Annotated in this window: 16 protein-coding genes; 6 read left to right on the forward strand and 10 right to left on the reverse strand. The window is 71.8% G+C overall.

The annotated features are described in order from the left end of the window. Positions 1–190: 190 nt before the first annotated feature. Positions 191–970, reverse strand: a complete 780-nt coding sequence (locus ACFXJ8_RS03530) for an MBL fold metallo-hydrolase (protein WP_379642208.1) — start codon at positions 968–970, stop codon at positions 191–193. Positions 971–1,053: 83 nt separating this feature from the next. On the opposite strand from ACFXJ8_RS03530, the gene ACFXJ8_RS03535 reads away from it, so the two are divergent. Then, positions 1,054–1,473: a MerR family transcriptional regulator gene (locus ACFXJ8_RS03535; RefSeq protein WP_379642209.1), complete on the forward strand. Its 420-nt coding sequence runs from the start codon at positions 1,054–1,056 to the stop codon at positions 1,471–1,473. A gap of 65 nt (positions 1,474–1,538) precedes the next feature. Here the strand turns inward: ACFXJ8_RS03535 and ACFXJ8_RS03540 are convergent, their stop codons facing one another. The 4 genes from ACFXJ8_RS03540 to ACFXJ8_RS03555 all read right to left on the reverse strand — a co-directional run bounded on the left by ACFXJ8_RS03540 (position 1,539) and on the right by ACFXJ8_RS03555 (position 5,407). Further along, a complete protein-coding gene (locus ACFXJ8_RS03540; protein ID WP_379642210.1) occupies positions 1,539–2,339 on the reverse strand; it encodes a phosphotransferase in 801 nt (266 codons plus the stop codon). Positions 2,340–3,107: 768 nt separating this feature from the next. Beyond that, positions 3,108–3,554, reverse strand: a complete 447-nt coding sequence (locus ACFXJ8_RS03545; RefSeq protein WP_379642211.1) for an SAV_6107 family HEPN domain-containing protein — start codon at positions 3,552–3,554, stop codon at positions 3,108–3,110. Positions 3,555–4,043: 489 nt separating this feature from the next. Continuing rightward, positions 4,044–4,247 carry a ferredoxin gene (locus ACFXJ8_RS03550; protein ID WP_379642212.1) on the reverse strand — a complete coding sequence of 68 codons (204 nt, stop codon included), beginning with the start codon at positions 4,245–4,247 and terminating at the stop codon, positions 4,044–4,046. Next, positions 4,244–5,407: a cytochrome P450 gene (locus ACFXJ8_RS03555; protein WP_379642213.1), complete on the reverse strand. Its 1,164-nt coding sequence runs from the start codon at positions 5,405–5,407 to the stop codon at positions 4,244–4,246. Before ACFXJ8_RS03555 ends, ACFXJ8_RS03550 begins: the two co-directional genes overlap by 4 nt. Before the next feature lie 83 nt (positions 5,408–5,490). On the opposite strand from ACFXJ8_RS03555, the gene ACFXJ8_RS03560 reads away from it, so the two are divergent. Then, positions 5,491–6,117, forward strand: a complete 627-nt coding sequence (locus tag ACFXJ8_RS03560; RefSeq protein WP_379642214.1) for a TetR/AcrR family transcriptional regulator — start codon at positions 5,491–5,493, stop codon at positions 6,115–6,117. A gap of 231 nt (positions 6,118–6,348) precedes the next feature. Here the strand turns inward: ACFXJ8_RS03560 and bioD are convergent, their stop codons facing one another. Genes bioD through bioB form a run of 3 tightly spaced genes read right to left on the reverse strand, consistent with a single transcriptional unit; the run spans position 6,349 to position 9,569 of the window. After that, positions 6,349–7,188, reverse strand: a complete 840-nt coding sequence (gene bioD / locus ACFXJ8_RS03565; protein ID WP_379642215.1) for an ATP-dependent dethiobiotin synthetase BioD — start codon at positions 7,186–7,188, stop codon at positions 6,349–6,351. A 19-nt stretch (positions 7,189–7,207) separates the two neighbouring features. Further along, a complete protein-coding gene (locus tag ACFXJ8_RS03570) occupies positions 7,208–8,503 on the reverse strand; it encodes an adenosylmethionine--8-amino-7-oxononanoate transaminase (RefSeq protein ID WP_379642216.1) in 1,296 nt (431 codons plus the stop codon). Next, positions 8,496–9,569 (reverse strand): biotin synthase BioB, encoded by a 1,074-nt coding sequence (bioB, locus tag ACFXJ8_RS03575; RefSeq protein WP_379642217.1) that lies wholly within the window; start codon positions 9,567–9,569, stop codon positions 8,496–8,498. The genes ACFXJ8_RS03570 and bioB overlap by 8 nt, the downstream gene beginning before the upstream one ends. Positions 9,570–9,691: 122 nt before the next feature. Here bioB and ACFXJ8_RS03580 point away from each other — a divergent pair, with 122 nt between their 5' ends. After that, positions 9,692–10,849, forward strand: coding sequence for an 8-amino-7-oxononanoate synthase (locus ACFXJ8_RS03580; protein ID WP_379642218.1), 1,158 nt, complete (start codon positions 9,692–9,694; stop codon positions 10,847–10,849). A 9-nt stretch (positions 10,850–10,858) separates the two neighbouring features. Here ACFXJ8_RS03580 and ACFXJ8_RS03585 read toward each other — a convergent pair whose 3' ends face one another. Beyond that, positions 10,859–11,680, reverse strand: coding sequence for a peptidoglycan-binding protein (locus ACFXJ8_RS03585; protein ID WP_379642219.1), 822 nt, complete (start codon positions 11,678–11,680; stop codon positions 10,859–10,861). Positions 11,681–11,778: 98 nt separating this feature from the next. Between ACFXJ8_RS03585 and ACFXJ8_RS03590 the strand changes: the two genes are divergently transcribed. Together ACFXJ8_RS03590 and ACFXJ8_RS03595 are read left to right on the forward strand one after the other, a co-directional pair. Beyond that, the gene (locus ACFXJ8_RS03590) at positions 11,779–12,258 is read left to right on the forward strand and encodes a YbaK/EbsC family protein (protein ID WP_379642220.1); all 480 of its coding nucleotides are present in this window, start codon (positions 11,779–11,781) and stop codon (positions 12,256–12,258) included. Further along, the gene (locus tag ACFXJ8_RS03595; RefSeq protein ID WP_379642221.1) at positions 12,255–12,800 is read left to right on the forward strand and encodes a GNAT family N-acetyltransferase; all 546 of its coding nucleotides are present in this window, start codon (positions 12,255–12,257) and stop codon (positions 12,798–12,800) included. The genes ACFXJ8_RS03590 and ACFXJ8_RS03595 overlap by 4 nt, the downstream gene beginning before the upstream one ends. 139 nt (positions 12,801–12,939) lie before the next feature. Here the strand turns inward: ACFXJ8_RS03595 and metF are convergent, their stop codons facing one another. Further along, positions 12,940–13,860, reverse strand: coding sequence for a methylenetetrahydrofolate reductase [NAD(P)H] (gene metF, locus ACFXJ8_RS03600; protein WP_379642222.1), 921 nt, complete (start codon positions 13,858–13,860; stop codon positions 12,940–12,942). 99 nt (positions 13,861–13,959) lie between these two features. On the opposite strand from metF, the gene ACFXJ8_RS03605 reads away from it, so the two are divergent. Next, entirely contained in the window at positions 13,960–15,006 is a 1,047-nt protein-coding gene (locus ACFXJ8_RS03605; RefSeq protein WP_379642223.1) for a polyprenyl synthetase family protein, read from the forward strand. The last annotated feature ends 3 nt before the right edge of the window (positions 15,007–15,009 follow it).

Raw genomic sequence — 15,009 nt, forward strand, 5'->3', positions numbered from 1 at the left:
CATTCCCGCATCCCCGGCATTCCCGCATCCCCGCATCCCCGGCATTCCCGCATCCCCGCACCCCCGCATCCCCGCACCCCGGCACCCCGGCTTCCCGCGGACCCGCGGGTGCTCGCGATGGCCGACGACGAGCGAGTCGAGCTGCGCGCGCCGTACGGATCGCAGGTCCGCGCGGCGGGACGACGCGGGGTCAGGCGCCTGCGTGGCGGGCGAACTCCCACGGGTCGTGCGCGGAGAACACCCGCACCTCGTCGGCGTGGTCGCGCACCAGCTCCCGCAACCGTTCCTGGTTGGCGATCCGCAGCTCGCCGTCCACCTGCGAGTCGAGTTGCACGATGTCGAACAGGGGGTGCGACTCGGGCTCCGCGGGGTCGACTTCCCTGTGGTAGAAGTACGCGTCGCCCGCGTGCAGCCACCAGCCGTCGCCGTCCCTGACGGCCACGGCGGCGTGCCCGGCGGTGTGTCCGCCCAGTGGCACCAGCAGGAAGTCGTCCGTCAGGCCGCGTAGTGGCTGGGTGCCCGCGAAGCCGTACCACTCCTCCCCCGCGCCCGTGCCGTACAGCTGCCAGATGGGCCCGTGCGACCAGTGAGCGGGACGGTAGCGGCGGCTCGGGGCCCCGGCCATCGCCGCGGCGTGCTCGGCCGCCAGGACGTGCACCTCGGCCTCGGGGAAGTCGGGCAGCCCGCCCGCGTGGTCGACGTCGAGGTGGGTGAGCACGATGTGGCGCACGTCCGCCGGATCGTGGCCGAGGTCGGCGAGCCGGCGGAGGGCGGTCTCGCCCCTGTCGAGCCGGGGGGCGACCAGTTCCACCCACTCCGGGTCGAGGACCCGGCCCGGCTGTTCGACCGAGTCGACGCCGAGGCCCGTCTCGACCAGGACGAGGCCGTGGACGTCGGTCTCGACCAGCAGCGCGTGGCTGACGGCGGCGGCTGGCTCGAGTCCTGCGTAGGTGGGGTCGACGGTGCGCATGGAGGCTAGGTTCAGATGGTGAACTTTCGTCATGGACCTAGACTGCGACTTGAAGCGCGGTTCAAGTCAAGGGGGCGTCACGGGTGCTGCTCGACATCGGCGAGGTGGCCCAGCGGTCCGGTCTGGCGCCCTCGGCGCTGCGGTTCTACGAGCGCAAGGGGCTGATCAGCGCGACGGGGCGGAACGGTCTGCGGCGCACGTACGAGCCGGAGACGCTCAGCCGGCTGGCGTTGATCGCCTGCGCGAGGAGCGCGGGGTTCACGCTGACGGAGATCGGCCGGCTGCTGCACGCCAAACCGTCCGACGAGGCGCTGCGCGAACGGATCGCGGAGAAGGCGAGCGAGCTGGACGAACGCATCGAGCGGCTCACCAGGATGCGCGACAGCCTCCGCCACGCGGCCTCGTGCACCCATGACCCGCTCGTCGCGTGCCCGGAGTTCAAGCAGGTGGTCCAGGGAACCGAGCCGGGGCTCGCGCCGCGTGTGCCCGCAGTTGGTGGTTGACGGAGCCGGGTGAGCAGCGGCCACGTCAGCCGCCGCAGCTCGTTCACGCAGTTCAGGCAGGTGGCTCAGGGAATCCGGTGAGCCGACGCAGATCGCGCGCCAGCGCTGCGGCTCCGACAAGGCGCTCCTTCTCGGCGCCCCAGCGTCGGGTTGGCTGATCGGATCGCCAGGGCCCCGTCGAGATCCACCACCTGCGAGGCTGCTGCGCCGAGCAGACTGGCCAGGACCGCGCGGGCCACTGGCGCCTCGACCCGCGGACCCACCGCGACCTCCGCCAGGATCAGCACCGACATCCCCCAGTCCAGCGCGGGCGGTCCCTGCCTGGCGTCGGCCCAGTCGATCACCACCGGCCCGCGTGGCGTCAGCAGCACGTTCTCCGGATGCAGGTCGAGGTGCAGGACGCTGCCCGCCGGACCGGTCGCGTCCAGCGGGGGGAGGGCGTGCAGACGGTGCAGCAACCCGGCGAGTGCCTCGCCGGCCTCGCCCGAGGTGATCACGCCGTCCTGGAGCGCTTCGGCCATGGTCGGGCCGGACAGCCGTTCCACGAGCAGATCGCCGTTCGCGCGCGGGCCGACGCCCGACGCCGCACAGCCGAGATCACCGTTCGCGCTGAGGTCGGCTCCCGACGCCGCACGGCCATGATCGCCGTTCGCGCCGGGGTAGACCCGCGGGACCGGATAGCCGTAATCACCGTTCGCGCCGGGGTCGACGCGCGGGACCGGATAGCCGTGGCGGAAGACGTGGGACATCACGGCCGCTTCGGCGGAGGCGTCGCGACCATCTCGGTAACGGCGCAGGACCCATGCGTCGTCGACCGCGAACACATCCGCGGTACGGCCGGAGCCGATGAGGGGACCGGGCTGCATGTCAGAAGCATAGGGCGGCCCTCCACCACCGCGATCTTGCCAACCCCGCGCGGTTGGCGGACGACCGCGGCGGCGCCGTAGCTCACATCCGCGGCTCGCCAGAGGGCGGCACCCGGCAGCGCTGCCCCAAGCGCAAGCACGGCGGCCGAGCCGGACGACCCGCGAGGCGTTTCACCCTCCCACCGACGAGAATGACGCGCCCTGCCGCAGGTGAAGCCAGAGATCCGGGGTCTCACCGTGTCAGGCGTTCAGGTACCGGGGTTTCCCGACCTGCCGGTGGTGCTGCGCTCCTCAAGCACCAGCATTCGGGTTTCTCGACCTGCCGATGGTGCTGGGCTCCTCAACCTTCCAGCATTGGGGGTTCTCGACCGGCTAGGGGGTTCTCGACCTGCCAAGCGTTCGGGTGCCGGGGTTTCCCGACCTGGCGGTGGCGCTGGGCTCCTCAACCCAGCATTCGGGTTTCTCGACCGGCCAGGGTTCAGGGGCTCTCGGCCTGCCAGGCGTCCGGGTGCCGGAGGAACGGGTCTCTTGGCCTGGCCGGGGCCACTGAGCAACGCCAGGGCGCGGGCTGCTTTTCGCGCCCGGACAGGCGGTCCTTCGACCCGCCAGGGGTAGGTGGTCCCCCAGCCCGCCAGGGTCACGGGCCTCGCACCGCGCCGAGGGCCTGGGGTCTCACCGGGGGGATGGAGGCTCTCAGCCCCCATCCGTCGAGGCGGACGCGGGCTTGATCGCGACGATGCCCTGGCTCACCGAGGGGGTTGGGGGCTCTCAGCCTGCCAGGGGGATGTGGACGGGAAGGGCCGGTTGCCCAGGGATGTCGAGGAGCTCCTCGACCGTCGAGACGAACGTCTCCGCCTCGGCCACCAGCTCGTCGGCGTCGGCAAGCGTCACGCCGCGCACCATGCCTGCCTCGGCGGCGGCGCGCTTTTCGGCGCTGACGGAGAAGTAAGCCGCCCACTCGGCGAGCCTGGGCTCGACCTCGGGCAGCAACTCCCACGCGCTGCGCAGCCTGCGCCTGCGCCCCTCCATCGGGCGGGGACGGGCGGCGAGGATCGCCGCCGCCGCGCGCAGGGCGGCGAGGTGCGCGGCGATGTAGCGGGCGGCGGGGGTGCGGGCCGTCACTGCGTCGGCCAGGCAGGTCCGTGAGTCGGTGAGGTGCGCCCTGACTGCGGGCGACAGGCGGGGCCCGCGCGGGTCGCTGAGCCTTGTCGTCATGCCAGCCTCCTTTGAGGGGTCTTGGCGGCTCCCGGCGTTTCCGCCGGTGAAGCCAACACTGGCAGACCCCACCGACATTTCCGCCGGGCGACCGGACGAGGAGCTTCCCCTCTCCCCGTCCGGTCAAGGCGCGCCCACTCGTCTCCGCCGACGACGAGGACGTGCCTTTCGCCCGTGGAACCTGACCGCGGGCCCCGCATGGGGGTAGCGGGAACCCGCGACCAGGCTCTTCGACGTGAGCCGCGAGCCTCACGTCACTCCGTCGAACATAATTTCGATGACCTTGAATGTCAACCGATTCCGCGAACACAGGTTCGATCACTGCGCCTCACCTGCGGAAACGACGGAACCCCCGGAGTGTCGCCGCCGGGAAGGTCCTCCGGGCGCCCGCGGCCCGACCAGGGCGGGCATGGCGCGAGCGCGGCACGAGCGCGGACAGAGAAGCCGGACGGCCGTTCGCGTACACGTAGGTCTGCGAATACGGGTGGCTCAGGGAGTCTGGTCCGCGCGGGTGAGGGCGCCGGAAGGGCACAGCGTGAGCGCGCGGGCGACCGCGGCCTCGGCCTCGGGAGGCACCTCGGCGACCTTCAGCACGACCAGCCCCTCGTCCTCGTCCTGGTCGAAGACCAGCGGCGCGGTCAGCACGCACATGCCCGCCCCGATGCAGACACTCCTGTCGGCGTTGACCTTCACCACGCCACCCGCAGGGAGTGGACGCCGTAGATGCTCATGTCCGTTCGCATGGGAACCTCCTCGGCCGGGACCGCCAGCCGCAACGTGGGGAAGCGCCTGAGCAGCGCGGGGTAGGCGACGCGCATCTCGATCCTGGCCAGCTGCTGGCCGAGGCACTGGTGGATGCCGTGCCCGAAGGTCAGGTGGCCGCTCGCGGGCCGCCGTACGTCCAGGACGGCGGGGTCGGGGAAGCGCCCGGGGTCGCGGTTGGCGGCGGGGATGGACAGCGCGACGCAGTCTCCCGCCCTGATGAGGGTGCCGTCGACGGTGACGTCCTCCGTCGCGGTCCTCATCGGGCCGAAGTGGATGATCGACAGGTAGCGCAGCAGTTCCTCCACCGCGTTGTCGATCACTGAGGGGTCGTCGCGGACGAGCGCGAGCTGTTCGGGGTTCTGCAGCAGCGCGAACGTGCCGAGCCCGAGCATGTTGGCGGTGGTCTCGTGCCCCGCCACCAGCAGCAGGAAGCCCATGCCCGCGATCTCGTCGTCGTTCAGCTCGCCCCCGCCGATCAGCCCGGTGAGCATGTCGTTCCCCGGCTCGGCGCGCTTGCGCTCGATGAGGGTGTAGACGTACTTGATCAGGTCGCCGACCGTCGCCGCGAGTTCCTCGGGCGAGCTCTCCAGTCGCAGCAGCCGCGACGAGTCGCGCTGGAACTGCTCCCTGTCCTCGTACGGCACGCCGAGCAGCTCGCAGATGACCAGCGAGGGGATCGGCAGCGCGAAGGACCGCACCAGGTCGGTGGGCGGCCCCTGGCGTTCCATGTCGTCGAGGCAGTCGGCGGCGATCTCCTCGATGCGGGACTTGAGCAGGTTCATCCTGCGCACGGTGAACTGCCCGGTGAGTAGCCGCCGGTAGTGCGTGTGGTCGGGCGCGTCCATGCGGAGGAAGAACCCCGGCGGCACCTCCCCCTCCGGCAGCCGCCGCGACGCGAGGAGCGGATGCATGCGCCGGGGGTTGTTGCTGAACCGAGGATCGGCCAGTACGGCACGGCCCGCCGCGTGCCCTGTCACGAGCCAGCCCTGGTGCCCGTCCGCGAACGTCAGCGGCCGCACCGGCGCGGGGTCGTCGAACAGCTCGTCGGGCGGGTCGAACGTGCGCTGACGGGTCATCGGGTAGGACATGCCGTACTCCTTCGTGAGATCCGCACTCCTCCCAGAAAACATCACCGAATGCAAAAATTCAATCAGTGCAATACATTGGTTGCATGATGGACGAGGCTGGGCTCAGAGCGCGCAAAAAGGCGAAGACCAGGCGGGCGCTCGTCGAGGGCGCGATGCGGCTGTTCGCCGAGAAGGGGTTCGAGCAGACCACTCTCGCGGAGATAGCCGCCTCGGCCGAGGTGTCGACCCGCACGTTCTTCAGCTACTTCGCCGGCAAGGAGGACGTCGTCTTCTTCGACGCCGAGGAGCGACTCGAACGGACCCTCGCCATCGTCGGCCGGAGGGAGGAGGGCGAGTCGGTGGCGCTGCTGCTGTTGCGGGTGGTCGAAGCAAGCGTCAGCTGGGAGGACGACCTCGCCCACCGGCTCGCGACCGAGCGCTTCCGGCTGGTGATGACGGTGCCCGCGCTCCAGGCGAGGGCGCTGCACCTGCTGTTCGAGAGCCAGCAACGGATGGCCGACGCCCTGTGCGCCGCCTATCCGGACGAGCTCGACCCGGTGTCGGCGGCGGCGGCTGTGGGGGCGATGGTCGGCGCGGCGAAGCTGGCGGCCGTCATGAGCCTGGCCAAGGGCGAGCCGTACCCGCAGGCGTGGGCGGCGGTGCGCAGGGCGGCCCAGGTCGTCGCCAGCGGCCTCGACTCGCTGAGCCACCCCGCGAGAGAGACCGTCTGACACCCCGCTCCTGCGCGCCGACGGCCCCACGACCGGCCAGGCACCCGGGGCCAGGGCAGGGATCCCCACGCGGGTCCTCACGAAGGCACAGGTCCTCACGAAGGCGCGGGTCCTCACGAAGGCACAGGTCGGTTCGGCGCGTCCCGTGTCAGTGGGACCCGCCCTCAGATCGGGGAGCCGCAGGGGCGTGTTCGGCCGTGAAGGACGCGTGTCAGGGAACCCGCCCTCCGATCAGGGGGCGTGTTCGGCCGTGAAGGCGGCGGCGTCCCATGTGCCGCCGAGCTGCCCCGCCAGAGCGGTTCGGGCGGTGGCCAGGAAGCTCTCGCGGTCGCCGTTCGCGCAACCCTGCGGCAGGGCACCCAGGAGCGGCGCGTCCGCGACGGCGGGAAGGTCGGCGAGGTTGCAGCGGGCCGCCAGATCGGGCGCGGTGGGCCAGCTGCCGATGACCAGGCCGCGGAGGGGAAGGCCGCGCGCCCTCAGCGCCTCGGCGGTCAGGGCCGTGGTGTTCAGGGTGCCGAGTCCCGCGGTGGTGACGACCAGGACGGTGACGTCGACACCCAGGTCACCGAGTTCCGCCACCACGTCGGCGAAGGTGGCGCCCTCGTCGTCGTAGCGGACCAGCAGGCCCCCCGCGCCTTCGACCAGGACGAGGTCGTGGTCCTCAGCCAGCTCGGCGGCTGCTTCGGCCGCCTGACGGGGGCGCACGACCGGCAGCCCGCTGCGGCGGGCGGCGGTGGCGGGGGCGAGCGGTTCGGGGTAGCGCGCCAGCTCGCGACGGGTCACGGGTCCCGCGAGGCGGGCGACCTGGTCGACGTCGCAGAGCTCGCCCGCGGCCAGGCCGGTCTGAGCCGCCTTCACCGCGGCGATGTCGCAAAGCTCGCTGGGAGCCGGGCCGCTCCGAGCCGGTTTCAGTACGGCGATGTCGCAGAGCTCGCCCGCGGCCAGGCCGGTCTGAGCTGGTTTCAGTACGGCGACGCCGCGCCCTGCCGCGATCGCCAGTGCGGCGATGGCGGCGGTGACCACGGTCTTGCCGATCTCGGTGCCGGTGCCGGTGACGGCGAGCACGCTCATGGGCTCTCTCCTGCGAAGGTCATCCCGCGGCCGCGGCCGCCGTCAGTGCGGTCGTGATCCGGGCCAGGTCGGTGTCGTCGACGACGTAGGGCGGCATGGTGTAGACGAGGTCGCGGAACGGGCGGATCCACACGCCGTGACGCGCGGCGGCGCGCGTGGCGGCGGTCCTGTCGACCTCGTGGTCGAGCTGGATGACGCCGATGGCGCCGAGCACCCTGACGTCACGCACCCCGCTCAGCTCGCGGGCGGGGGCCAGCCCGGTTCGCAGCCCCTTCTCGATCCGGTCGACCTGCCGCTCCCACGCCTGGTCCGACAGCAGGTCGAGCGAGGCGTTGGCGACGGCGGCGGCCAGCGGGTTGGCCATGAAGGTGGGGCCGTGAGCGAGCACGGGGAAGTCGCCGCGGCTGATGCCGCACGCCACCTCGGACGTGCACAGGGCGGCGGCCATGGTGAGGTAGCCGCCGGTGAGCGCCTTGCCCACGCACATCACGTCCGGCGCCACACCGGCGTGGTCGGCCGCGAACAGCGCGCCGGTCCTGCCGAAACCGGTGGCGATCTCGTCGAACACCAGCAGGACCCCGTGGGCGTCGCACAGCTCGCGCAGCACCCGCAGATAGCCGGGTGACAGGAAGCGCATGCCGCCCGCGTTCTGCACCACCGGCTCGACGATGACGGCCGCCAGCTCGTGCGCGTGCCGTTCGATCAACTCGGCCAGGTGCGCGGTGTAGGCGAGGTCGGGTTCGGTGTCGAACCCGGTGGGAGGGGCGTCGGCGAAGACCTGGCGGGGCAGGACGCCGGTCCACAGTGAGTGCATGCCGCCTTCGGGATCGCAGACGGACATCGGCTGGAAGGTGTCTCCGTGATACCCGCCGCGCCAGGTCAGCAGGCGGTGCTTGCCCCGGTGGCCGAGGGAGCGCCAGTACTGCAGGCACATCTTGACCGCCACCTCGACCGCGACCGAGCCCGAGTCGGCCAGGAAGACGTGTTCCAGCGGGTCGGGGGTGATCTCGGCGAGGCGGGCGGCCAGCCGTATCGCGGGCTCGTGGGTGAGCCCGCCGAACATCACGTGGCTCATCCGGCCCAGCTGGTCACGCACCGCCGCGTCCAGGACGGGATGCCCGTACCCGTGGATGGCGGCCCACCAGGAGGACATCGCGTCCACCAGCTCGACCTGACCCTCGATCGGCTGGGCCAGCCGCAGCCGCACCCCCGCCGCCGACTCGACCAGCAGGGGCGGCTCGATGCCCGGCATGGGCGCGTAAGGGTGCCAGACATGGCGGCGGTCCAGCTCCCGCAGCCGCCGCACGTCACGCATTGGGCGGCAGGTCGGTGCCGGCACCGCGGCGGCGCAGCGCCACCGAATCGGCGTGAGCCTCGCGGCGGTGCTCGGGCAGCGTGGCCGACCCCGCCGCCTCCACCTCGAAACCGGCGTCGGCGATCATGTCCAGGTCGGCCTTGCCCGGCTGCCCCTCGCTGGTCAGGTAGTCGCCGAGGAAGATCGAGTTCACCACGTGGAGCGCGAACGGCTGCAGGCTGCGCAGGTGGATCTCGCGGCCCCCGGCCAGGCGCACCTCCACGTCGGGGCAGACGAACCGCACCATCGCCAGGATCCGCAGGCACCGCTGCGGGGTCAACGTCCACGTCTGCGACAGCGGGGTCCCCTCGAAGGGGATCAGGAAGTTCACCGGCACCGAATCCACATCCAGCTCACGCAGCGCGAAGGCCACGTCCACCAGGTCGGCGTCGCTCTCGCCCATCCCCGCGATCAGGCCGGAGCAGGCCGACAGGCCCGCCGCGCGGGCGCGGCCGACCGTCTCGGCCCGGTCCTCGAAGGTGTGCGTGGTGCAGATGTCGCCGTACACCTCCTCGGAGGTGTTGAGGTTGTGGTTGTAGGCGTGCACCCCCGCCTCACGCAGCCGGGCCGCCTGTCCCTCGGACAGCAGGCCGAGGCAGGCGCAGATCTCCACGTCCTGGTCGCGTTCCCTGATCGCGGCGATGGCGGCGGCGACCCGCTCGACGTCCCTGTCGGTGGGTCCGCGCCCGCTGGCCACCAGGCAGACCCGGGTGGCGCCGCCGGCCGTACCCGCCGCGGCGGCGTCGGCCGCCTGGTGCGGTTTGAGCCAGGTGTAGGTGAGGATCCCTGCGGTGGAGCCCAGCCGCTGCGAGCAGTACGAGCAGTCTTCGGGGCACAGCCCCGACTTCAGGTTGACCAGGTAGTTCAGCTTGACCCTGCGGCCGAACCACCTCCTGCGCACCTTTCCCGCCGCGGCCACGACGTCGAGCAGTTCGTCGTCGGAGGTGGCCAGCACCGCCAGCGCCTCCTCGCGGGTCGGCGGCCGGCCGTTCAGTCCCTTGTCCACCAGCGTGGTCAGCAGATCCATGCCGTCGATCTTCCGTCGCGGCCGCCCCTGCGACCAATGAGCGAACAGGACAGCGCCACCGACCGAACTTTGTGGATCACCGCACGCGCGGCGCGCGCCCGGCCGGACTAGATTCCGCGGCCATGAGCTCTGACCCGTTCGACTGGATGGACCTCCAGGCCGCGGCGCGCCGCCGCGCGGGCCTGGTCCGCGCGCTGCGCCCGCGGCCCGCCGACTCGCCGCTGCTGGACCTGGCCAGCAACGACTATCTGGGCCTGGCCCGTCATCCGGAGGTGACGCGCGCCGCCGCCGACGCGGCGTTGCGATGGGGAGCGGGATCGACGGGTTCGCGGCTGGTCACCGGAAGCACCGAGCTGCACGCCGCCCTGGAGGCCGAGCTCGCGGACTTCACCGGCTTCGAGGCGGCGCTGGTCTTCGCCTCCGGCTACGCGGCCAACCTGGCCGCTGTCACCGCGCTGACGGGCCCTCGCACGCTCCTGGCCGCCGACCGGCACAACCACGCCTCGCTGATCGACGGCTGCCGGCTGTCCAGGGCCACGACCGTCGTCGTCGACCACGCCGATCCCGACGCGTTCGCCGCGGCCATGGAGCACCACGACGGTCCGGCCGTCGTCCTGACCGAATCGGTCTACTCGGTGGACGGCGACGCCGCGCCGCTGATCGAGCTCGCCCACGTCGGCAGGCGGGCGGGAGCGGCCGTGATCGTGGACGACGCGCACGGGTTCGGGGTGCTGGGTCCCGGCGGGCGTGGAGCGGCGGCCGAGGCCGGGCTCGCGGGCGCCGCCGACCTCGTCTGTACGGTCACCCTGTCCAAGGCGCTCGGCAGCCAGGGCGGGGCGGTGCTCGGCCCCGCGAGAGTGATCGAGCACCTGGTCAACACCGCCCGCACGTTCATCTTCGACACCGCCCTCGCGCCCGCGGCGACCGCGGCCGCGCTGGCCGGTCTGAGAGTGCTACGCCGTGATGACATGCTCGCGGCCCGGGCGCGCGGCGTCGCCCGCGAGCTGCATGCCAGGCTCGTCGAGGCCGGGCTGGACGCACCGCCCCCGCGGGCATGCGTCCTGTCGGTGCGCGCCAAGGACGCCGAGACCGCCGTGCGATGGGCGGCGAGCTGCCGTGACGCGGGGATCGCCGTCGGCTGCTTCCGCCCGCCGTCGGTGCCCGACGGGATCTCCCGGCTGCGGCTGTGCGCCCGCGCGGACCTGACCGGCCGCGAGATCGATCACGCCGCCGACGCGATCGTCCGCGCCGCCGTACGAGCCACGGGGCGCGGACGATGAACGCCGGGGTTAGCGCCTGAAGCGGCCGCGGACGTGCACCGGCACGCCCTTGCCGAGCATCCCCGGCAGCACCTCGGCCACGTTCATCGGCAGCCGCACGCAGCCGTGCGAGGCCGGGTACAGCGGCACCGACAGCGCCCCGTGGAAGGCGATGCCGCCATTGAAGAAGATCGGGTTGTAGAGCTGGCCCAGGTACGACTTGTGCCAGCCCTTCGCCCGCCACGTCGTCCTGAAGTTGCCCGCCGGCGTGGTCGCCGACCCGCAGAACCGCTGCGACTTGCCCTGCCACACGGCCGTCTCGCAGTACGGCACGCCGCTGCCGGAGGAGGTGTGGGAGATCAGCTTCACCTGGTCGTCGACGTAGTAGACCATGATCTGCTTGGTGAGGTTCACCTCGACCCTGGTCGGCTTGCCGTTCTTGACCAGGACCTGCGGCGTCTTCGGGTTCTCCAGCGCGTTCCAGGTGCGCCTGCCGACGGTGCTGCTCGGCTTGATCCCGTTGACCTTCTGGAAGGCCCACACCGCGGCGAGCGTGGTGCCGCCGTACCTGCCGTCGGCCTTACCCGGCATGTAGCTGAGCTCCTTGAGCCGCTTCTGCAGCCAGATGACCGCGCTGCCCTTGGAGCCGAGCTTCAGCGGCTTGTCCGGCGCGGTGACGGACCGCTCCACCTCCGCGACCGCGCCCGCTGCGGCGACGGCGACGGGTGCGGTGACGCGCGCGACCGCGGCGGCGGGGCGCGTCTCGTGCGGGACGGCCGACCCGCACGCTGAGAGAACGACGGTGCCCACCGTCAAGAGAGTGGCCAGGCCGAGCCGGCGTCGAGCTCCCATGCCATTCATCCCCTCAAATGATTAACAATCGAATCAAAGGACCCTAGCGCACCACCACGGACCGGCAATTCTTGGGTCAATCTGTTTAGAGTGGGCGCATGCCCGAAAAGTTCTTGCATCCGAACGCTGTTCGGGTGGCATCTTCCCTGCGTGAGCTCGGCGCCACGGGAGAGATCGTGGTCCTGCCTGAAACGGCGCCCACGGCCACCGCGGCGGCCGCCCAGCTCGGCTGCGAGGTGGGCGCCATCGCCAACAGCCTGATCTTCGACGCCGACGGCGCGCCCCTGCTGGTCATGACCAGCGGCGCGCACCGCGTGGACGTCGAGCTGATCGCCCGCACGGCGGGGGTTCAGCGGGTGCGCAGGGCCACTCCCGAGTTCGTGCGAGAGGCGACGGGCCAGCCCATCGGCGGCGTCGCGCCCGTCGGGCATCCCTCCCCCATCCGCACGTTCGTCGACACCTGGCTGGACAAGCACGACGAGGTGTGGGCCGCGGGCGGGCACCCGCACACCGTCTTCCCCACCACGTTCGACGAGCTCGTGCGCATCACCGGCGGCACGGCGGTCGAGGTCGAGTGATCGAGATCCGCGGCACGGGGACTGCGGAGTTCACCCACCGTCTCGACACGGTGATGGGCATCTACACCGCCGCCATGAACCCGCCCGTCGAGCAGATCACCGGCCGGCAGGCGATCATGCGAGGTCACGGCGCCAACCCCGCGTTCCGGTGCCTGTTCGCCGAGCTGCCCGACGGCCACGCCGTCGGCTTCGCCTACGGCTTCCACGGCCAGGCGGGACAGTGGTGGCACGACGTCGTCTACCGGGCGCTGTGCGAGCAGTCCGGCGTCGAGGCGGCCGACGCGTGGCTCGGCGACTCACTGGAGCTGGCCGAGATCCACGTGCATCCCGACTACCAGGGCAAGGGCATCGGCAGGACGCTCGTCCACGCCCTGTGCGAGGGACGGCCCGAGCGCTCGGCCGTGCTGTCGACGCACGACCTGCCGACGGCGGCCCGTCACCTCTACCGGGCGGTGGGTTTCACCGACCTGCTCACCCAGTTCGTCTTTCCCGGGGGCTACGAGCACTACGCGATCGCGGGCGCGCCGCTCCCCCTCCGCTGATCCTGCACGACAAGCCCGATCCGGTACGGCAGGCCGGTCTGGCGCCCGCCGTACCGCGCGGGGCGCCGCCCGTCGCGGGCGCGCGCCCAGCAGGACTCCGGTGCCGCTGTCACGGCGACGGCCAGGACCCCGAGCCCCGTCAAGCGGACAGGGCCGCCGGCTGCAGCAGCTGGAACACCTCGCGCGTCGCGCTCGACCGGTTGAAGGTGATGAAGTGGACACCGGGCGCGCCCTCGTCGAGCAGCCGCTGGCACAGCTCCGCCCCGAGGTCGATGCCCAGCCTGCGCACCGCCACGGGGTCGTCGGCGACGGCCTCGAAGCGGGCGGCCACGTCGGGCGGGAAGGGCGCTCCCGACAGCTGCTCCGACCTGGCGATCGTGCCGATGTTCGTGACGGGCATGATGCACGGGATGATCGGCGTCTCGCAGCCGCGCGCCACCACCCTGTCTCTGAGCCTGAGGTAGTCGTCGGCCCGGAAGAACATCTGGGTGATCGCGTAGTCGGCGCCCGACGAGCACTTCCTGACGAAGTACTCGGTGTCGCTCTCGATGGACGGCGAGCGCGGATGCTTGTAGGGGAAGGCCGCGACGCCGACGCAGAAGTCACCGGCCTGGCGGATCAGCTTGACCAGCTCCTCGGCGTAGAGCACGCCCTCCGGGTGCTGGGTCCACTCGCCGTTGGGGTCGCCGGGCGGGTCGCCGCGCACGGCCAGGATATTGCGCACCCCCGCGTCGGCGAAGCGGCCGACCAGGTGACGCAGCTCACGGATGGAGTGGTTGACGGCGGTGAAATGCGCCACAGGGGTGAGCGTGGTCTCGTGGGCCAGCCGCTCGACGATGTCGACCGTGCGGTCTCTGGTGGAGCCGCCCGCGCCGTACGTCACGGACACGAAGGTCGGCCGCAGCGCCTCCAGCTCCCTGATGGACCGCCAGAGCTGGCGCTCGCCCTCCTCGTTCTTCGGCGGGAAGAACTCGAAGGAGAAGGAACGGCCGCCAGAGGCGAGCAGATCGCGGACGGTGGGTACGCGATCGGGAAGGACGGAGGGTCGACCCAGAGCCATAATCCCAAGGTTACCGGTATGGATCCGGGCGCCGCGGCCATGTCCATATGGCGGGAGCGGGAGATCGAAACGCCGGCTACAGGCCGTTACTCTCATGGCATGAGCATGGACACCCTCCGCACCGAGGTGGATCGGTCCCTCGGGGAGTTCCTCGACCGGCAACGCCCCATCGTCAGCGGCCCGGACCTCGCCCCCCTGCTCAACGCGGCCAGAGAGCTGCTCGCGGGCGGCAAGCGGCTGCGCCCCGCCTTCTGCTACTGGGGATGGCGCGCGGCGGGCGGGTCCGACGAGCCCGGCATCTTCGTCGCTGCCGCCTCGCTGGAGCTGCTGCAGGCCAGCGCGCTGGTGCACGACGACGTCATGGACAAGAGCGACCTGCGCAGGGGCATGCCCTCGGCACACCGTCGCTTCGAGCGCCTGCACGACAAGAGCGGCTGGTACGGCTCGGCCGAGCAGTTCGGCGAGGGCGCGGCGATCCTGCTGGGCAACCTGCTGCTGATCTGGTCGGGCGAGATGTGGCGCTCGTGCGGCCTGCCCAACCTGGCCGTCACCCAGCCCTTCCACGATCACATGCGCACCGAGCTGATGTGCGGGCAGTACCTCGACCTGCTGGAGCAGGCCCACGGCGAGAACACCTTCGAGTCGGCGCTTCGGGTGGCGCTCTACAAGAGCGGCAAGTACTCGGTGGAGCAGCCGCTGCGGCTCGGCCTGACGCTCGCCGCGGGCGGCGGCGCGCCGTGGATCGACGAACTGTGCGTCGAGTACGGCAACCGCGTCGGCATCGCCTTCCAGCTGCGCGACGACATCCTCGGCGTGTTCGGCGACCCGGTGGAGACCGGCAAGCCGGCCGGCGACGACCTGCGCGAGGGCAAGCGCACGATGCTCATCGCCCGCACCCTGGCCGCGGCGACCCCTGATGACGCCGCGACCGTGCGCCGCCTGCTCGGCGACCCCGACCTCGACGCGGAGGGGGTGGCCAAGCTGCGCGGCATCATCGAGGGCAGCGGCGCGCTCGAGGCGTGCGAGAAGATGATCGGCGCCTACCTGGAGGAGGCGCTGACCTCGCTCGACGACGCGCCGATCACCGCCGAGGCCCGCGCCGCGCTGGCCGAGCTGGCGGTGGCAGCCACCACCCGCAAGACCTGAGAG

It is taken from the genome of Nonomuraea sp. NPDC059194 (assembly GCF_042754765.1).
GTDB lineage: Bacteria > Actinomycetota > Actinomycetes > Streptosporangiales > Streptosporangiaceae > Nonomuraea.